Source organism: Streptomyces sp. NPDC006314 (assembly GCF_040613075.1).
Taxonomy (GTDB): domain Bacteria; phylum Actinomycetota; class Actinomycetes; order Streptomycetales; family Streptomycetaceae; genus Streptomyces.
Genome location: NZ_JBEXRL010000004.1, coordinates 196,173 through 213,903 on the forward strand (window position 1 = coordinate 196,173; position 17,731 = coordinate 213,903).

Consider the following 17,731-nt stretch of genomic DNA (forward strand, 5'->3'; position numbering starts at 1 on the left):
TGCGGACCATGGACGTCAGTCGTCACGGGGGAGGCACCACATGGACAGGCGGAGTCTACTGAAGGGCGCGCTGGCCGTGCCGGCGGCCGGGTTGCTGACCGCGGCACCCGCACCGCAGAGCACGGCGGCACCGCAGAGATCGGCGGCGCCCGCCCCGTTCAACGTGCTCATCGGGGACGTCAGCTCCGGGAGGATCTACCTCTTCGACCGCAACAAGCCCTTCACCGACGCCCACATCAAGTGGCAGCTGAACCCGGCCGGTTCGGGCCATCCGATGGAGCACCGGTTCCGCGACACCCACGCCGACGGGCAGATCCTGCTCGCGGTCACCGGCACCCCGGGCAGCGGGACGGCGAGCATCTACCGGCGCCGGGACAAGAAGCTGCTGTGGTCCGCGGACATTCCCAACTACCCGCACGCCATCGAGCGGGCCCCGGGCACCGGTGTGGTCGTCGTCGCGGGCCGCAGCAAGGGAGCGGGCGGCGGTACGGCCAAGGGCGGCAGCCTGCACGTGTTCCGGCCCGCCGGCGGCCACAGCGGCTCGCTGGTCCGGGCGGGTGCGCCGATCCCGTTCTTCCAGGCGCACGGGCTGCTGTGGGACCCACGGCTGGAGCGGATGTGGGCGGCGGGCGGCTCGGTACTGACGGCGTACCGGATCGTGACGACGGCGAACTCGGCGAAGCTGGTGGAGGACACCGGACGCCGGCTCACCGGCTTCCACCACCCGCACGATCTGCAGCCGGACCACCAGCACCCCGGCCGGCTGCTGGTGACCGACACCAACGGCGTGTACGCCGTCGACAAGTCGACCATGAAGCGAACCACCCTGCACTCCCGCAAGCTGGTGAAGTCGTATGTGCACCACTCCTCCGGCGAGCAGATGTGGACCGGCGCGGTGCCGGGCGGCAACGCCTTCGGGACCAAGTACGTCCACTTCGACAAGAGCGGCGTGGCCAGGGCCCGGGCAGGCGCGGTCGTCTACAAGGCACGGCTCGACACGACGGCGTACCTCTGACGGCTCTTCAGCTCCGGTGGTCTCCGGGCAGTTGGGCCTCGATGAGGTCCGCCGCCCGCCGGGTGCCGCCCTCCTGTGCCATCTCCGCCTGGACGTCCTTCAGGCGGCGAGCGACCTCGGGGTCCTCCACCAGGGCGAGGGCGGCCTCACGAAGGCGGTCGGCGGTCACCTCCTCGGTGGGCAGCTGCCGGGCGACGCCGAGCGCCTGGAGCATGTCGGCGTTGCCGAACTGGTCGACGGCCTGCGGGACGGCGATCATCGGCGTGGCGGTCGCCAGCCCCTCCTGGCTGCCACCGGCACCCGCGTGTGTGACGAACAGGTCCGCCTGTCGCAGGATCGCCAACTGCGGTACCCAGCTGTGGACTTCGACACCAGCCGGTATGTGTCCCAGCTCGGCGGGGTCCACATGCGCGCCGACCTGGAGGACCAGGTGCCAGCCGGGCAGGTCCCCGAAGGCGCGCACGCACTCACGGTAGAAGGCGGGCTGCTTGGTGAAGGCCGAGCCGAGGGACACCAGGACGACCTTCTCGGCACCGGCGGGCCGCTGCCAGTCGCCCTGCGCGGTCCGGTCGCCCTGGCAGGCGCCGACGAAGGTGTGGACCCGTTCGTCGACCCGGTCGGCGTGCGGCTGGAGGGCCCTGGGGATGAGCACCAGCGAGCGCGCCGGGCGGCCGACGAACGGGTCCGGGTGGTCGGTGATCCCGTTCTCCGCCAGCCATGCCTCGAACCGGGCGTAGTAGGCCTGCCCGCGTGCGGTCTTCCTGGGCTCGGCCCACATGGGCTCGGCGACCTCCTCCTCGTAACCCTCCCAGGCGACGAGGTTCGGGGACAGGGAGATCGCCGGGACACCCCAGCGGTGGGCGAGGACGCGGGCCGGGTAGGAGGCGATGTCGTGCAGGACGAGGTCGGGCTCGTCGCCGGCGTAGGCCTCGATGAGCTGCGGGAGCGCCTGGATGGCGTCGTCCAGGAACGGTTCCACGTTGTCGAGCAGGGTGCTCCCCCAGGCCTCGGGATCGGCGTCGGGACCGGGCAGCGTGGAGGTGTAGGGCACCGGCCGGGCCCCCGTGGCGGCCACCTCGTCGGCGAACGCGGGCGGGATGGCATAGGTGACCCGGTGCCCGCGGGCGACGAGTTCACGGATCACCTCCAGGCTGGGGTTCACATGGCCGTGGGCGGCGATGGAGAACATGGCGATGTGGGCGGGTGCGGCGGTGGATGCCGTCGTGGGTGCGGTCATGAGGATGAGACTATGCGAGACGATACGTATCGTCTAACGCTTTTCCGTGCCGGGTGCACCGGTGGGTACCGCTCGGCTCAGCGCTGGTAGCGGGCCAGCACCAGGTTGCCGTCCCTCTCCAGGCGGCCGCGCAGCTCGGCGAGGCCGATGTCGCCGCTGTAGTAAGCCTGGTAGGCCGGGGTGGCCACCTTGTCCTTCCATTCCGGGTAGCCGCGGACGGACTGCGCGGGCGCCGGGCGGAGCCGGGCCGCGAGGGCGGTGCCGGTGGCCCAGCCGTTCTTCGCGGTGTGCAGTGCGGGGTCCTTCAGCGCCTGGGTTCCGGTGGGCAGCATCCAGTCGCCGAGCGCGAGGCGGACCATGTTCTTCGGCCGCAGCAGGAAGTCGATGAACGCGGCCGCCTCCTTCTTGTGCGGGCAGTCGGCGGAGACGGACAGGGTCTGCGGGCTGACGCCCTGGGTGAGCCCGTCGGCACCCACCGGGGCGGGCAGCACCTCCCATGGGAAGCCCTCGGGGGCCTGCTGCACGATCTGCTGGCGGTAGGAGAAGCCCAGCGGGACCATCGCGTACCGGCCGCCGAAGAAGCCGGGCAGCGTGTCGGAGCCGCCGCTGCCGAGCGTCGAGGCGGGAGCGCTGTGGTCGACGGCGACCTGGTCGTGGATGGTGCGGGGCACGACCGCGTCCCCGGCGGTGAAGCGCACGGAGACCTTGCCGTCCGCGTCCCGGTGGAAGAGCCGGCCGCCCGCCGACAGGGACAGGTTGAGCGTGACGGAGACGGGTTCCTTGAGCGGCCAGGCCACTCCGTACCTGCCGGGCCCGCTGAGCTTCTTGGTGGCCTGTCGGAACTCCGCCCAGCTCCAGGGGCGTTCGGGCGTCGGTATACGCACCTTCGCCGCGCGCAGCCGGGTGGCGTCGGCGATCAGGACCCGGGGCTCCTGGAGGAACGGCACGCCGTAGACGCCCGTCCCGAAGGTGGCCGTGTCCCAGCTGCTCTGCGGGATGCCGGACCTGAGCCGGGCGGGCAGCAGGTCGGTCAGGTCGGCGAGGTAGCCGCCGTAGGCGAAGTCGGCGAGGTCGTCGGAGGCGTCGTGGATGACGTCCGGTGCCTCGCCGCCCTCGAAGGAGGTGAGCAGCTGGTCGTGCACGCTGTCCCAGCTGCCCTGGACGTACTCGACCCTGATGTCCGGGTGGGTCGCGTTCCACTCGTTCACCAGGTCCTTGTTGGCGGTGACGGACTCCTGCTGCCAGGCCAGGGACTGGAAGCGCAGGGTGGTCGGGCCGCCATGGTGACCAGGTGACGAGCAGCCCGCGAGGAGCAGCAGGAGCACCGCGAGTGCCTTGCCGAGGGTCCGCATCAGCTTTTCACCGCCCCGGCGAGCAGGCCGCTCGACATCCGCCGCTGGACGAGCGCGAAGACGGCCACGGAGGGCAGCGTGGCGAGGAACGCGGCCGCGGCCAGCGGGCCGAGGTCGGCCACGCCTTCCGCACCGATGAAGTGGGTGAGGACGACCGGGAGGGTCTGCTTCCCGGGGCTCTTGAGCAGCACCAGCGCGAAGAAGAACTCGTTCCACGCGGTGACGAAGGCGAACAGCGCCGTCGCGGCGATCCCCGGCGCGAGCAGCGGGGCCGTCACCGACACGAGCGTCCGCAGGTGCCCCGCCCCGTCGACGGCCGCCGCCTCCTCCAGTTCGGCGGGCACCGCCCGGACGTGGCCGGCGAGCATCCACAGCGCGAACGGCAGTGCCCACACCACGTAGACCAGCACCAGTCCGGCCAGGGAGTCGATCAGCCGCAGGCTCTTCAGCACCAGGAACAGCGGAATGATCACGAGTACGAAGGGGAACGCCTGGCTGACCATCACCCACCCCGTCGCGGCCCGGGCCGACCGGGTGCGATGGCGGGCCATGACGTACGCCATCGGGGTCGCGACGAGGACTGCGACGACGGCGGTGGCGAGCGCCACCAGCAGGGAGTTGAGGGTGGCGTGCGCCAGCGGCTGCTCGGCGAAGGCCTGCCGGACGTTGGCCAGGGTCGGGTGGCGCGGGATCCAGGTGGGATGCAGGCTGCCCAGCTCGCGCGGGGATTTGAGCGCGGTGGACAGCAGCCACAGGAACGGGAAGACCAGGAAGAGCAGATAGCCGAGCAGGGCGGCGTACTGGCCGGCGCGTGCGGCGCGGCGGGTCCTCATGCCTCGTCACCCCCTCGCAGCCGGCCGGCCAGGAACACCGCGAGCAGGATCGAGACCACCGCCACCAGCACGCAGCCCATCGCGGCGGCGTAGCCGAACTGGCCGTACCGGAACGCCTCTTCGTAAGCGAAGAGCATCGGCAGCCGGGTCTTTCCGCCGGGTCCGCCGTGCGTGAGGACGTAGACCAGGGCGAAGGAGTTGAGGTTCCAGATGAGGTTGAGGGCGGTGATGGCGAGGGCCACCGGTCTGAGCGCGGGCCAGGTGACCGCGCGGAAGCGGCGCCAGGCGCCCGCGCCGTCCACCGCGGCCGCCTCGTTCAGTTCGCGCGGGACGTTCTGCAGTCCGGCGAGCAGGGCGACCGTGGTCTGCGGCAGGCCCGCCCAGACGCCGACGACGATCACGGCGGGCAACGCGGTGGCCAGGCCGCTCAGCCAGTCCCGGCCGTCCCCGAGGCCGAGGTCGCGCAGGGTCTCGTTGAGCACGCCCGCGTCCGGGTTGTAGACGAGCCGCCACATGATGCCGACGACGACCTCGGGCATCGCCCAGGGCACGATCGCCAGGGCGCGGGCCAGCCCCCTCAGGCGTAAGCCCTGGTGGAGAAGCAGGGCCAGGCCAAGCGCCAGCAGGAACTGGGGCACGGTGACGCCGACCGCCCAGACGAGTCCGATGCGGAACGACTCCCAGAAGAGGGTGTCGTGCAGCAGGTCCCGGAAGTTGAGGGTGCCGATCCACCGGGTGGCGGCCGTCCGGCCGGACTGGGCGTCGGTGAAGGCGAGCAGGATGCCGTAGAGCAGCGGGCCGACGCTGAGCACGAGGATCGGGATGAGAGCGGGCAGGACCAGGAACCAGGCGCCGCGATCGGCGCCGCGACGGCCGGCCGGGCGCCGCGCTTGGGCCTGTGGTGTCCGCGCTTCGGCCACTGCTGTCACGGAATCAGCCCCTTTGCCCGCTCCGGGTCGGCGTGTTCATGGTCGTGAAGGCCCGGTACCTCGTCAAGGGACCGCGCACACCGGCCGACCTGTGCGAATGCGAGACTGACCGGGAGCGGGCCGCACCCGGCCCACGCGGGTGGGCCCCACGGACGGCACGGGAAGACGGCACGGAGGCACGACGATGGACGAGGCACGGGCGCGGGACGTACTGGCCGCGGCGGAGGTGGTGCCGGGCCCGGCCGGGGACGCGCGGCTCCTCGCCCTCGGCGAGAACGCGGTGTTCGCCGCCGGCGACCTGGTGGTGAAAGTGGGCCGCGACGCCGAGCTGCTGGAGCGTGCCCGGCGCGAGCTGGACGTCGCCGGCTGGCTGGCCGAGGCGGGCGTGCCGGCGGTGCGGGCGGCCGAGCCGAAGCCGCGGCTGGTGGAGGGGCATCCGGTGACCGTGTGGCACCGGCTGCCCGACCCGGTACGGCCGGCCGAGCCGCGGGATCTGGCGCAGTTGCTGCGGATCGTGCACGCGCTCCCCTCTCCTCCCTTCGCGTTGCCGCACCGCGAGCTGCTGGGCGGCGTGGAGCGCTGGCTGCGGCTCGCGGGCGAGGCGATCGACCCGGCGGACGCGGCCTATCTCCGGGAGCGCCGGGACGGCTTCGCGGCGGCGGCGGCCGCGCTGACGCCGCGTCTGACGCCGGGAGCGATCCACGGCGACGCGCTGCCCCGCAATGTGCACATCGGGCCGGACGGGCCGGTCCTGGTCGACCTGGAGACCTTCTCCACCGACCTGCGCGAGCACGACCTGGTGGTCATGGCCCTCTCCCGCGACCGGTACGGGCTGCCGGCCGGGGCGTACGACTCCTTCACCGAGGCGTACGGGTGGGATGTGCGGGAGTGGGAGGGCTGTTCGGTGCTGCGGGGCGCCCGGGAGACGGCCAGCTGTGCGTGGGTGGCCCAGCACGCGCCGTCCGACCCCAAGGCGCTGGACGAGTTCCGGCGACGGGTCGCGTCGCTGCGGGACGGGGACGAAACGGTGCGCTGGTATCCGTTCTGAGCCGGCACCGCCCTGCTCGGACAACCGTTCCGAGCCGGTGCCGCCCCTCAGACCCGCTCGTCCGCCAACTCCCGCAGCGGCCACATCCCGTCCACCACCGCGCCCGCATCCCCCTTACGGCGCAGGAACGCCTGGAAGTCCGCCGCCCAGGCCGCGTACCACTCGATCTGGCGGTGGTGGAGTTCCGCGGCGCCCAGGGACGCGATCTTCGGATGGCGGTCGGCTATCGCCGCGGCCAGACGGGCCGCGGCGAGGGCGTCCGCCGTGGCGTTGTGGGCCGCGTCGAGGACTATGCCGTACTCGGCGCAGACCGCTTCCAGGTTCCGCTTGCCGCGGCGGTAGCGGTCGACCCAGCGGTCGATGGTGTAGGGGTCGACGACGGGGGCGGGAGGGGCGCCGCCCAGTCGGTCGGAGAGGGAGGGCAGGGCGTACCGCCGCAGTTCCGCGGAGAGCAGGGTGAGGTCGAAGGCCGCGTTGTAGGCGACGACCGGGACGCCCGCTTTCCAGTAGGAGACCAGGACGTCCGCGATGGCGTCGGCGACCTGGTCGGCGGGCCGGCCCTCGGCCGTCGCGCGTTCGTTGCTGATGCCGTGCACCGCGACCGCGTCGGCCGGGATCTCCACGCCCGGATCGGCCAGCCATTCCCGGTGTCCCATGGGCTCACCTGCCCTGACCTCGATCACCGCACCCGTGACGATGCGTGCCTCGCGCGGATCGGTCCCGGTCGTCTCCAGGTCGAAGCCGATCAGCAGCTCCCGGTGCCAGCCCATGGGTGGCCCCCCTTCTTGGTGGTGCTTTCCCCCAGTGGCCTCCACCATGGCACGCGGCACTGACAATCCGAGGACCGTGTTCCGCTTACCCTCACCGACAGTTCAGGACACCGGGCGCGAATCCGCCCAGGCCAGCTCGAATTCCTCGCGGTAAGTCGGGAAGAGCCCGGCTTCGCCCACGTTGTCCGACTTGACCAGCCGACTGCCGTTGCGCAGCACCAGCACCGGCGACTCCATCCCCCGGGCCCCGCGCAGATAGGACTGCACCACGGCGACGCCGTCGGCGCCGTCGCCGTCCACCAGGTAGGCGGTGAAGCGGGGCGTCTCGTCGTACACCTGGACCTCGAAGGCGCCCGGGTCGCGCAGCCGGGACCTGACCCGGCGCATGTGCAGGATGTTCATCTCGACGGACCGGCTCAGTTCACCCCGTTTCATCCCGAGTTCACGCTCGCGGCGCTTGACCGAGCTGGAGGCCGGGTTGAGGAAGAGCAGCCGCACCCGGCAGCCGGACTCGGCGAGCCGGACCAGCCGGCGCCCGGAGAAGTTCTGCACCAGCAGGTTGAGGCCGATCCCGATGGCGTCGAGGCGGCGGGCCCCGCCGAAGATGTCCTCGGCCGGGAACTGGCGCATGAGGCGCACCCGGTCGGAGTGGACGGCGACGACGTCGGCATACCGGTCGCCGACCAGGTCCTCGACCGCGTCCACGGGCAGCCGCCGCGCGGAGGGCACGTCACCACCGGCGCCGAGCATCTCCAGCAGCCGCGCCGAGGCCCGCTCGGCCTGGCTCAGCACCGCCTCGGACAGGGCCCGGTTGCGGGACACGACGTTGCGGGTCACCTCCAGCTCGTCCAGGGCGAGTTCGAGGTCCCGGCGCTCGTCGAAGTACGGCTCGAAGCACGGCCAGTGCTGCACCATCAGCTCGCGCAGCTGGGGCAGTGTGAGGAAGCTGAGCACGTTGTCGTCGGCCGGGTCGAGCAAGTAGCCCTTGCGGCGGCTGACTTCGCGGACGGCGACCGCGCGCTGCACCCACTCCTGCCCGGCCGGGCCGGCCGCGGCCACCACCCATTCGTCGCCGTGGACGGGTTCGTAGACGGGACGCAGCACCGCGGCCACGACCGCGCGCAGCCGCTGCTCGACGAGGTTCAGCCAGATGTAGGCCCGGCCGGCCCGCTGGGCGCGGGTGCGCACCTCGCGCCAGGCGTCGGTGTCCCAGTCCAGCTCCGGTCCGATGGACCCCGCGTCCATCGGCCGGGCCAGGGACACCGCGCCGGGCGGGACGTCTGTGGATGTCCCCTGGTGATCCTCGTCACCAGGGGGCAGCTCCAGCCCTCCCGAGCCCACCCGTGCACCGCCTTCCGCTCCCCCGGGCCTTCCCCGTCTCAACGATCAAGGAAGGGTACTCCGCGAGCGGTCGGCGGTGCAGCCGGATGGACAGGTCGGTTTCTCAACCGGTCTCCTCAACTACGCCATTCCCAGTGGCCGTTCTGCCATGCGAGGTCACGCGGAGTGAGCGGATTCATAGCCGTGACGTCCCGCGGGGCGATGGCGAAGCCCTGCCAGTGCACCGGCATGGGCTGCTGGTCCTCGTCCCGTGCGATGTGGTGGAAGCCGACGTTCATCCAGACCACCGGGTGACTGAGGGCCTGGCCGTTGACCCACTTGTCGACGGACTTCGGGTAACCACGGGCGCACCTCGGATTGTTGCTGGCGAACAACTCGCACTTGTTGTACTCGGTGACGTACACGTCGTGCTGGGTGAAGCCGCGGCCGAGGTACTTGGTGGTGGCTCCGGGCACGATCTCGTACGAACGGGCGTGCCCGTCCTTGTTCTTTCCGGTCGCGCTGACCACCCGCCACCAACGGTAGGTCTTGTAGTCGCCGGCGAGTTCCTTGGTGACCTTGGTGCGGGTGGTCCTGGTGGCCGGGCCCTCCTGCCGGCCGGTGGGCGGGCTGACGGCCGAGTCGTACTGCTCGATCTTCGACCTGGACGAGCCGTCGAGGCCGAAGTCGAGGCGCCAGAAGACGTTGTGGCTGTGACTGGTGGAATAGTCCTTGGCCCCCTTGCCGATGGGCCAGCCGCGTCCGTCGCGGGCGTTGTAGTCGTCCCAGGAGAGGCTGCCGGTCGCGCCGACGTGCATGCCGACGGTGCCGTCGTCCTGGAAACGCCACTCGGTGATGTACTCGTACCAGCCGACCTGGTTGACCGTGTAGACGAGGAAGTCCTTGCCCTGCGCCTGGTAGAGCTTGTTCGTGTTGAAGGTGTCCTGCATGCGGTAGGCGTGGCCGCGGGAGCGGGTGGTGGTGCACAGGCCCTTGACGTTCGAGTGCGCCGGGTCGGGGGCGTCGGGGACCCTGACGGTCTTGATGGTGCCGCCGGGGCATTCGCCGGGCGCCAGGTTCATCAGGCCCTGGGCGAAGTTCTCGCCCGTCAGGTCGTCGAACTCGTGTTTTCCGTCGTCATAGGGGACGTGGATCTGGCCGAGTCGGGCGCTGTTGAGGACCTTGACCGGCTTTGACTCGCCCTTCGGCTGGTAGGAGATCTTCTCCAGGACGAGTCCGGCCTTGCTGTCGTAGCGCCAGCACATGCGCCAGGTCGTACCGCTGGAGAGCTTCTGCTCGATCCGGTAGGCGGCGCTGCAGTCGGCGGCGGCCGCGGCAGCCCTCCTCGGCTGGGCGGCGGCCGGTCCCGCGGCGGTCGTCGCGCCGGCGGCCAGCGCGGCCAGGGCCAGTGCGGCGGCCGCTCCCTTGCGGGCACGGCTGATTCTGTACTCGGGCATGAAGAGGTGACTCCCTTGCAGGAGGTGCAGGAGGTGCAGGTGTCAAGGGCGGGCGGAGCCCGGTCAGCTGCGGTCCAGGGCCGCGACCTTGCGGGCGCTCAGGTCGATCACCAGGGACCGGGTGTCGATCCACGGCCCGCTCCTGACCTTGGTGAACAGCCGTACACAGCGGTGCACGCCGCACTGGTCGAGGACCGCGGGCTGGGCGCCCGGAGCGGCCCGGTAGACGCCACCGCTCAGCAGCAGCTGGTCCGGGGAGGTCAGCTCCTTGCCGACGGCGTCCTTGTAGTCCGCCTTCAGGCCCGCGCCCAGCGGATCGGCGATGAGGAGCCCGGCCGCCTCGGCGTTCTCCGCCTGGCTCAGCGGCGGCTGGACGCCGTGCTGGGTGCCGGTCTTCTCGACCTTCCCGGTGTCCAGGTCGACGGTCTTGGTGACGAGGGTGTCGTTCCGGTAGTCGTAGAAGGTCACATCGGCCCTCCGGGGCGCGCCCGCGTCGTCCGCCTCGTCGGCCTCGGGTTCGGCGAGGTCGACGCTCAGGCGCTGCGGCCCGCGGTCACCGTCGACGTCCTGGCCCGTGGTCAGCAGCTGCCGGTCCAGGGCGAGTCTCTCGACGCGCCGGATCTCGTCGCCGGTCAGCGGGTCCCGGCCGGTGCCCTTCTTCCCCTCGGCGGGCGCCTGCTCGACGACACCGGGAGGGATGGCGTCCTGTCCCTGACCGGCCTGGCGCACGGCCCGCGTACCGCCGCCTGTGGTTCCTCCCGACTCGTCCGCCCCCGCCGTGCCCGGCAGGGTGATCGCGACCATCGCGGCGGTCCCCACCGCCGCGACGGCCGCGCCGGCCATCACTTTTCCCAGATGGCGGTGCACTGTCTCGCGCACGTCTTCCCCCTACTCCCCGTGATCCCCGGGAGTATGTGTGCCCCACTGGTTCGGCCCACGGCGGGTACAAGAGACGCCGTAGGCACTGGTCGGTGGGTAAGAGGGACGTAAGTCACCGGAGGTTCCGTCACTTTCGGGGAGACTCGGAAGCCAACGCGGCCCCAGGGGGGCGGCACACCTGGGAGAGTCGTATCCATGCAGGTCTGGCCTGGAGAGGCATATCCGCTCGGCGCCACCTATGACGGCGCCGGAACCAACTTCGCGGTCTTCACGGAGGCCGCGGACCGAGTAGAGCTGTGTCTGCTGCACGACGACGGCTCCGAGACGGCGGTGGAACTGCGCGAGAGCGACGCGTTCGTGCGGCACGCGTACCTGCCGGGCGTGATGCCGGGACAGCGGTACGGGTTCCGGGTGCACGGCCCGTACGACCCCGGGCGCGGGCTCCGCTGCAACTCGGCGAAGCTGCTGCTCGACCCGTACGCGAAGGCGATCAGCGGAGCCGTCCGCTGGGGCGAGGAGGTGTACGGCTACCACTTCGGCGCCCCGGAACGGCGCAACGACCTGGACTCTGCGCCGCACACCATGTCCTCGGTGGTGATCAACCCGTACTTCGACTGGGGCGACGACCGGCCGCCGCGCACCGAGTACCACCACACGGTGATCTACGAGGCCCACGTCAAGGGCCTGACCATGCGGCACCCGGGCCTCCCGGAGGAGCTCCGCGGCACGTACGCGGCGCTCGCCCACCCGGCGATCATCGAACACCTGACCAGGCTCGGGGTGACGGCCCTGGAGCTGATGCCCGTCCACCAGTTCGTGAACGACCACCGGCTGGTCGACATGGGCCTGAACAACTACTGGGGCTACAACACGATCGGCTTCTTCGCCCCGCACAACGCGTACGCCTCCTGGGGCGACCGCGGCCAGCAGGTCCTGGAGTTCAAGTCGGCGGTCCGGGCGCTGCACGAGGCCGGGATCGAGGTCATCCTGGACGTCGTCTACAACCACACGGCCGAGGGCAATCACCTGGGCCCGACGCTGTCCTTCAAGGGCATCGACAACCCGTCGTACTACCGGCTCGCGGACGATCCGCGCTACTACATGGACACCACGGGCACCGGCAACTCACTGCTCATGCGGTCCCCGCACGTGCTCCAGCTGATCATGGACTCGCTGCGGTACTGGGTCACCGACATGCACGTCGACGGCTTCCGCTTCGACCTCGCGGCGACGCTCGCCCGGCAGTTCCACGAGGTTGACCGGCTGTCGTCGTTCTTCGACCTGGTGCAGCAGGATCCGGTGGTCTCCCAGGTGAAGCTGATCGCCGAGCCGTGGGACGTGGGCGAGGGCGGTTACCAGGTGGGCAACTTCCCACCGCTGTGGACCGAGTGGAACGGCAAGTACCGGGACACGGTCCGGGACCTGTGGCGGGGCGAGCCGCGGACGCTCGCGGAGTTCGCCTCCCGGCTGACCGGCTCCTCGGACCTCTACCAGGACGACGGCCGCCGCCCGCTCGCCTCCATCAACTTCGTCACCTGCCACGACGGCTTCACCCTGCACGACCTCGTCTCGTACAACGACAAGCACAACAAGGCCAACGGCGAGGACAACCGGGACGGGGAGAGCCACAACCGGTCCTGGAACTGCGGGGCGGAGGGCCCCACGGACGATCCGGAGGTGCTGCGGCTGCGCGCCCGCCAGATGCGGAACTTCATCGCCACGCTGATGCTCTCCCAGGGCGTGCCGATGATCAGCCACGGCGACGAGTTCGCCCGCACCCAGCGCGGCAACAACAACGCCTACTGCCAGGACAACGAGCTGTCCTGGGTGCGGTGGCCCGAGGACGACAGGGACCTGCTGGAGTTCACGCGCGCGATGGTGTGGCTGCGCCGGGACCACCCGGTTCTCCGCCGGCGCCGCTTCTTCCACGGCCGTCCGGTAGAGGGCACCCACGACGAGCTGTCCGACATCGCCTGGTTCACCCCCGAGGGCAGTGAGATGACACAACAGGACTGGGATTCGGCGCAGGCGTCCGCGCTGACGGTGTTCCTCAACGGCAACGCCATCTCCGAGCCTGGCCCGCGCGGGGAGCGCATCACCGACGACTCCTTCCTGCTGATGTTCAACGCCTCCCCCGAACCGCTGGACTTCCTGGTGCCGGTCGACCACGGCCGGCAGTGGCAGGTCGTGGTCGACACGGCCCGCCCGGAGGGCACCCCGCCCGGAACCGGGGCGAAGGTCGGGGCGGGCGACCGGCTCACCCTGCCGGACCGCAGCCTGACGGTGCTGCAGCGGCCGGCTTAGGCGAGGCGATCGCGGCGGGTGGGTGAGGTGGGTGAGGTGGGTGACCGACGGACCGCTGTGGCCGTGCCGTGGCGGGAGCACCCGGAGGGGCCTTCCCGGCGGAGTCACGGGGCGCGGAACCGGAGGATGTCGATCTGGTGCTGCTGGACGCGGACATCGCCGGGTGCGTGTCCGTCTGGCGCGGCGGCGGCCGCCTCGACGCCGAGTGGCACCGCATCGTGCCCGCCCGTGCCGCCGACCTGGACCGGGTTCTGCCGGGTACCAGCGATGCGGAGGAACGGCGGTATCTGCTGCGCCTGCGCCGACTGACGGATCTGACGGCACCGCTCTGCCGGCTGCCCTTCCCTCTGCGGGAAGCCCGCGTCCGCCGGCGGCGCTGGGCGTATCGGGCGGCCGGGGGGCGCCGCCTGCCACCGGGTGGGCGCGCGTCGGCCGGCCGGGGGGCGCGTTCGCCTGCGGCGGCTGGGCCCATCGGCCGGCTGTCGGGTGTTCGCCGGGTGGAGAGGTCGCGTTTCGTCGGCGGTGGCTGTTGGCTTCTCCCGGCCCAGGGCCACGTGGGCCGGGAGAAGCCGCGTCCGTCAGCCGGAAGGCGCGGCGTCCGGCCGGTCGCTCACGCGCGCGTGGAGGGCGATGGCGCAGGTGACGGCGGCCGCCGCGCTCGCCGCGGCCAAAGACGCGAGCACGGCCCTCCGCCGACCGTGCGGGTCCGCGCGCCGCCCCACCAGCGGGCCGCAGGCCACCTGGCCGGGCGCGAGGGCACCGCCGGTCAGGCCCGCGGCGGACGGGGAACCGCTGGTGCGGGCGGCGAGGAGCACGCTGCCGAACTGGATGGCGGCCGTCGGCAGCCGCCCCGGGAACGACACGCACGGCGAGAGCGGCCCCGTCGGGCCGATCACCTGACGCTAGGTGTTGCCGGTGCGGTGCCGCCTCTGCTTCCCCTTCGTTCCCATCACTCGAAGCCCGGCACGCGTGCGCGGGTACATGCCGGGGTGGATGACACGAAAGACGGCAGTCTGGGTACGTAGGTCTGCATGACTTCTGCGCGCCCCGGGCCGGGGATGCCCACGGCCACCTACCGGCTGCAACTCCAGCCCGCGTTCCCGTTCGCCGCCGCCGCGGCGGCCGTACCGTACCTGGCGTCGCTCGGCGTCTCACACCTGCACCTCTCCCCCGTCCTGGAGGCCGTCCCCGGCTCCACGCACGGTTACGACGTGGTGGACCCCGCGCGCGTGCGCGAGGAACTCGGCGGCGAGGAGGGGCTGCGCGCACTGGCGCGGACCGCGCGGGAACACGGCCTCGGCCTGGTGGTGGACATCGTGCCGAACCACATGGCCATGGCGCCCCAGCACAACCGCGCCCTGTGGGAGGTGCTGCGCGAGGGGCCCGAATCGCCGTACGCGCGCTGGTTCGACATCGACTGGGAGGCACACGGCGGGCGGGTGCTGCTGCCGGTGCTCGGCGGCCCGGTCGGATCGGAACTGGGACACCTCGTCGTCGACGGGAACGTGCTGCGCTACCACGGCCACGCCTTCCCGCTCCGGGCGGGCACCGAGCACCTGCCGCTGCCCAAGCTGCTGGACGCGCAGTGGTACCGCCCGGTGTGGTGGCGGCTGGCCCGCACCGAGCTGAACTACCGGCGGTTCTTCAGCATCTCCGAGCTGATCGGGGTGCGCGTGGAGGATCCGGAGGTGTTCGGCGCCACCCACGCCAAGGTCCTTCAGCTGCTGGCGGAGGGCGTGATCGACGGGCTGCGGATCGACCATCCCGACGGGCTCGCCGACCCCGACGGGTATCTCGCGCGGCTGCACGAGGCGACCGGCGGGCGCTGGACGGTCGTGGAGAAGATCCTCGCGGACGGCGAGCACCTCCCGGCCTCCTGGCCGGTCGCGGGCACCACCGGCTACGACGCCCTGCGCCACGTCGACGGCCTGTTCACCGACCGGGCGGGCGCCGGTGAACTGCTGGCCGAGTACCGGCGGTTCGCGGCCCCGCAGACCGACCGGGGCGGCAACTGGGAGGCCACGGTGCGGCGGGCCGCCTACAAGGTGCTCACCCACGAGCTGGCCACCGAGACCGACCGGCTCACCCGGCTCGCCGCCCGGCTGTGTGCGTCCTCGCCGGACCTCTCGCTGCGCGACCGGGCCCCGTGGGCGCTGCGCACGGCCCTGGAGGAACTGCTGGTCCGGATGCGGGTGTACCGGCCCTACGCCTCAGGAGACGTGGCCGCCGTCGTCACCGAGGAGGCCGCCGCGGAGGCCCGGCTGGCCTTCGTGGTGCCCGAGGAGGCCGCCGCGGTGGAGGTCGTGCGCCGGCTGCTGATCGAGACGCCCGGCGACGAGACCGCCGGGTCGGCCGCCGGGGTGCCGGCCGCCGAGGAGTCCGCCCGGCACCGCGCCGACCTGGTGGAGTTCCGCGCGCGGTTCGCGCAGACCGCGTCGGCGCTGCGCGCCAAGTCGGTGGAGGACACGGCGTTCTACCGCTACGTACCGCTGCTCTCGGCGACCGAGGTGGGCGGCGATCCGGGCCGGCCGGGGGTGTCCTCGGAGGACTTCCACGCGTACTGCGCGCGCGTGCAGTCCGACTGGCCGGGCACCGGCACGGTCGTCTCCACGCACGACACCAAGCGCAGCGCCGACGTCCGCGCGGCCCTGGCCGTGCTCACCGAATGTCCCGGGCACTGGGCCCGCTTGCTCGCCGAGGTGACCCGGCCCGAGGAGGGCGTACCGGACGGACAGCTGGCCTGGGCTGCCTGGCAGACGGTGTTCGGGCTCGGCCCGGCCGAGGAGGAGCGGGTCCAGGAGGCGCTGCTGAAGCATGTGCGCGAGGCGGGCATGTACACCAGCTGGACGGAGCAGGAGCCGCCGTACGAGGAGGCGGTGGCGGCCTTCGTCACCGCCGGGCCGTGCGGGCCGCCCGGCGAGCGTGTGGCCGCCTTCCGCAAGGCGCTGGACCCGCACGTGCGGGCCAACGTCCTCGGTACCGCACTGGTCCACCTGACGATGCCGGGGGTGCCGGACGTGTACCAGGGCACGGAGGGCGAGTACCGGGCGCTGGTGGACCCGGACAACCGGCGGCCGGTGTCGTTCCCGCCCGAGGTGCCCGGCGAGAAGGAGGCGCTGACGACGGCGGCGCTGCGGCTGCGCGCCCGGCGGCCCGAGGTCTTCGGCGCGACGGCGGCGTACGCGCCGCTGTTCGCCGAGGGTCCGGCGGCGGAGCACTGTGTGGCGTTCGCGCGCTCAGGGGAGGTGGTCACCGCGGTCACCCGGCTGTCGCTGCGCCTCGCGGAGGCGGGCGGCTGGCGGGAGACGCGGCTGCCGCTGCCGCCCGGGCGGTGGGCGGACGTACTCACTCCGGGCCGGGAGTTCACCGGCCACGCGCGTGTGGCCGACCTTCTGGACCGGCTGCCGGTCGTGCTGCTGGAGCGGGTCGCGGAGGATTGAAGCGGGCTGAGCAGGACTGTGGAGGGCCGCGGAGGCGCCATGGACGGCTGTGGAGCGCTTACGGGGGTCGGCGGGCCGGGAGACCTCTCGGGGTGACGTGGGCCGTGGGCCAGCGGGTCACGTGGGCCGCTGGGCCGCGTGCGCCGCTGGGGTGCGTGCGCCGCGGCGGCTCAGCGGGCCGGTGTGGTGGACAGCTCGCAGTCCTCGTACGGCCCTGAGGTCCCCATGGCCGGCCAGGTGGCGCGCAGGAGGTCCACGAAGGCTTCGGCGGCCCCGGTCGGCGGCACGCGCGCGTAGACGGCCAGCACCCGCTTCCAGGCCGGGTCGGGACTGAGGACCACACAGTCCTCGCCGACGGCGCCGCGCACGACGTGGGCGGGGGCGACGCACACCCCGACTCCGGCGGCGGCCATCCGCACGGCCGTCGAGGTGTGCTCGGTCCACACGGCGGTCCGGGGTGTGAACCCGGCGTTTCCGCAGGCCCAGTCGAGGAAGCGCGCGCCGTGGACGACGGGTTCCATGGCGCACCGGATCCAGGGGCGGTCGGCGAGTTCGGGCAGCGTCACCGTCGTACGGCCCGCGAGCCGGTCGTCGAACGGCACCACGAGGACGAGTTCCTCCTCGCCGATGGGTACGACGGTGCCGGGCCGGTCGGCGGGTTCGGGACCGACGGCGAGGTCGGCGGTACCGCGCTGCACGGCCTCCTCAAGGGCCTCGGTGGTGGCGTACTCGTGCAGTCGGAGCAGGACCCGCGGGTGAGCGGTACGCCAGCGGGCGAAGACGTCGGGCAGGGCGCCGACCGCGATGGAGTGCAGGGCCGCGACATGCAGCTCGCCGCCCTCTGCGCCCACGGTGGCACGGGCCGCGCGGCGGGCCTGCGCGGCGCTGCGGACGGCGAGTTCCGCGTGCGGCAGGAAGGCGCGTCCCATGGGGGTGAGGCGCACGCCGCGCGGTAGGCGCTCCAGCAGGGCGCCGCCGACCGACTTCTCCAGCGCCTTGATCTGGTGCGAGAGGGCGGGCTGGGTGACATGCAGGGCGTCCGCCGCGCGTGTGAAGGACGCCTCGTGGACGACCGTCACGAAGTACTCCATCTGCCGCAGGCTCAACTCCCCGCCCTCCCATAAGGACCGTGCATGACTTCCACAAG

Annotated in this window: 14 protein-coding genes; 4 read left to right on the top strand and 10 right to left on the bottom strand. The window is 72.2% G+C overall.

The features are described from left to right. Nucleotides 1-40 precede the first annotated feature (40 nt). Entirely contained in the window at nt 41-1,015 is a 975-nt protein-coding gene (locus ABZ079_RS09005; RefSeq protein WP_356938745.1) for a hypothetical protein, read from the top strand. A gap of 7 nt (nt 1,016-1,022) precedes the next feature. Here the strand turns inward: ABZ079_RS09005 and mgt are convergent, their stop codons facing one another. From mgt to ABZ079_RS09025, 4 genes are all read right to left on the bottom strand, one after another. Next, entirely contained in the window at nt 1,023-2,252 is a 1,230-nt protein-coding gene (mgt, locus tag ABZ079_RS09010) for a macrolide-inactivating glycosyltransferase (protein ID WP_356938746.1), read from the bottom strand. A gap of 77 nt (nt 2,253-2,329) precedes the next feature. Further along, nucleotides 2,330-3,604, bottom strand: coding sequence for an extracellular solute-binding protein (locus tag ABZ079_RS09015; protein ID WP_356938747.1), 1,275 nt, complete (start codon nt 3,602-3,604; stop codon nt 2,330-2,332). Next, nucleotides 3,604-4,437 (bottom strand): carbohydrate ABC transporter permease, encoded by an 834-nt coding sequence (locus tag ABZ079_RS09020; RefSeq protein ID WP_356938748.1) that lies wholly within the window; start codon nt 4,435-4,437, stop codon nt 3,604-3,606. Before ABZ079_RS09020 ends, ABZ079_RS09015 begins: the two co-directional genes overlap by 1 nt. After that, nucleotides 4,434-5,366 (bottom strand): sugar ABC transporter permease, encoded by a 933-nt coding sequence (locus ABZ079_RS09025; RefSeq protein WP_356938749.1) that lies wholly within the window; start codon nt 5,364-5,366, stop codon nt 4,434-4,436. The genes ABZ079_RS09020 and ABZ079_RS09025 overlap by 4 nt, the downstream gene beginning before the upstream one ends. 184 nt (nt 5,367-5,550) lie before the next feature. Between ABZ079_RS09025 and ABZ079_RS09030 the strand changes: the two genes are divergently transcribed. Beyond that, nucleotides 5,551-6,414, top strand: coding sequence for an aminoglycoside phosphotransferase family protein (locus ABZ079_RS09030; RefSeq protein ID WP_356938750.1), 864 nt, complete (start codon nt 5,551-5,553; stop codon nt 6,412-6,414). Nucleotides 6,415-6,461: 47 nt separating this feature from the next. Here ABZ079_RS09030 and ABZ079_RS09035 read toward each other — a convergent pair whose 3' ends face one another. The 4 genes from ABZ079_RS09035 to ABZ079_RS09050 all read right to left on the bottom strand — a co-directional run bounded on the left by ABZ079_RS09035 (nt 6,462) and on the right by ABZ079_RS09050 (nt 10,840). Next, nucleotides 6,462-7,184, bottom strand: a complete 723-nt coding sequence (locus ABZ079_RS09035; RefSeq protein WP_356938751.1) for a 3'-5' exonuclease — start codon at nt 7,182-7,184, stop codon at nt 6,462-6,464. A 102-nt stretch (nt 7,185-7,286) separates the two neighbouring features. Further along, complete coding sequence (locus tag ABZ079_RS09040; RefSeq protein ID WP_356938752.1) at nt 7,287-8,525, bottom strand: SAV2148 family HEPN domain-containing protein; 1,239 nt, start codon at nt 8,523-8,525, stop codon at nt 7,287-7,289. 116 nt (nt 8,526-8,641) lie between these two features. Further along, nucleotides 8,642-9,961: a copper amine oxidase gene (locus ABZ079_RS09045; protein ID WP_356938753.1), complete on the bottom strand. Its 1,320-nt coding sequence runs from the start codon at nt 9,959-9,961 to the stop codon at nt 8,642-8,644. Between the two features lie 63 nt (nt 9,962-10,024). Then, the gene (locus ABZ079_RS09050) at nt 10,025-10,840 is read right to left on the bottom strand and encodes a Tat pathway signal sequence domain protein (RefSeq protein ID WP_356938754.1); all 816 of its coding nucleotides are present in this window, start codon (nt 10,838-10,840) and stop codon (nt 10,025-10,027) included. A 195-nt stretch (nt 10,841-11,035) separates the two neighbouring features. Between ABZ079_RS09050 and glgX the strand changes: the two genes are divergently transcribed. Beyond that, nucleotides 11,036-13,144, top strand: coding sequence for a glycogen debranching protein GlgX (gene glgX / locus ABZ079_RS09055; RefSeq protein WP_356938755.1), 2,109 nt, complete (start codon nt 11,036-11,038; stop codon nt 13,142-13,144). Nucleotides 13,145-13,722: 578 nt separating this feature from the next. Here glgX and ABZ079_RS09060 read toward each other — a convergent pair. Then, a complete protein-coding gene (locus ABZ079_RS09060) occupies nt 13,723-14,040 on the bottom strand; it encodes a hypothetical protein (RefSeq protein WP_356938756.1) in 318 nt (105 codons plus the stop codon). Nucleotides 14,041-14,202: 162 nt separating this feature from the next. On the opposite strand from ABZ079_RS09060, the gene treY reads away from it, so the two are divergent. Further along, nucleotides 14,203-16,584, top strand: a complete 2,382-nt coding sequence (gene treY, locus ABZ079_RS09065; protein ID WP_356938995.1) for a malto-oligosyltrehalose synthase — start codon at nt 14,203-14,205, stop codon at nt 16,582-16,584. A gap of 170 nt (nt 16,585-16,754) precedes the next feature. Here the strand turns inward: treY and ABZ079_RS09070 are convergent, their stop codons facing one another. Beyond that, on the bottom strand, nt 16,755-17,690 hold the full coding sequence (locus ABZ079_RS09070; RefSeq protein ID WP_356938757.1) for a LysR family transcriptional regulator: 936 nt from the start codon (nt 17,688-17,690) through the stop codon (nt 16,755-16,757). Nucleotides 17,691-17,731 lie beyond the last annotated feature (41 nt).

Excerpts from the sequence above, each read along its gene's own strand:
- ABZ079_RS09030 (WP_356938750.1), top strand. The coding sequence starts at position 5,551 with ATGGACGAGGCACGGGCGCGGGACGTACTGGCCGCGGCGGAGGTGGTG.
- ABZ079_RS09020 (WP_356938748.1), bottom strand. The coding sequence starts at position 4,437 with ATGAGGACCCGCCGCGCCGCACGCGCCGGCCAGTACGCCGCCCTGCTC.
- glgX (WP_356938755.1), top strand. The coding sequence starts at position 11,036 with ATGCAGGTCTGGCCTGGAGAGGCATATCCGCTCGGCGCCACCTATGAC.
- ABZ079_RS09045 (WP_356938753.1), bottom strand. The coding sequence starts at position 9,961 with ATGCCCGAGTACAGAATCAGCCGTGCCCGCAAGGGAGCGGCCGCCGCA.
- ABZ079_RS09015 (WP_356938747.1), bottom strand. The coding sequence starts at position 3,604 with ATGCGGACCCTCGGCAAGGCACTCGCGGTGCTCCTGCTGCTCCTCGCG.
- mgt (WP_356938746.1), bottom strand. The coding sequence starts at position 2,252 with ATGACCGCACCCACGACGGCATCCACCGCCGCACCCGCCCACATCGCC.
- ABZ079_RS09005 (WP_356938745.1), top strand. The coding sequence starts at position 41 with ATGGACAGGCGGAGTCTACTGAAGGGCGCGCTGGCCGTGCCGGCGGCC.
- treY (WP_356938995.1), top strand. The coding sequence starts at position 14,203 with ATGCCCACGGCCACCTACCGGCTGCAACTCCAGCCCGCGTTCCCGTTC.
- ABZ079_RS09035 (WP_356938751.1), bottom strand. The coding sequence starts at position 7,184 with ATGGGCTGGCACCGGGAGCTGCTGATCGGCTTCGACCTGGAGACGACC.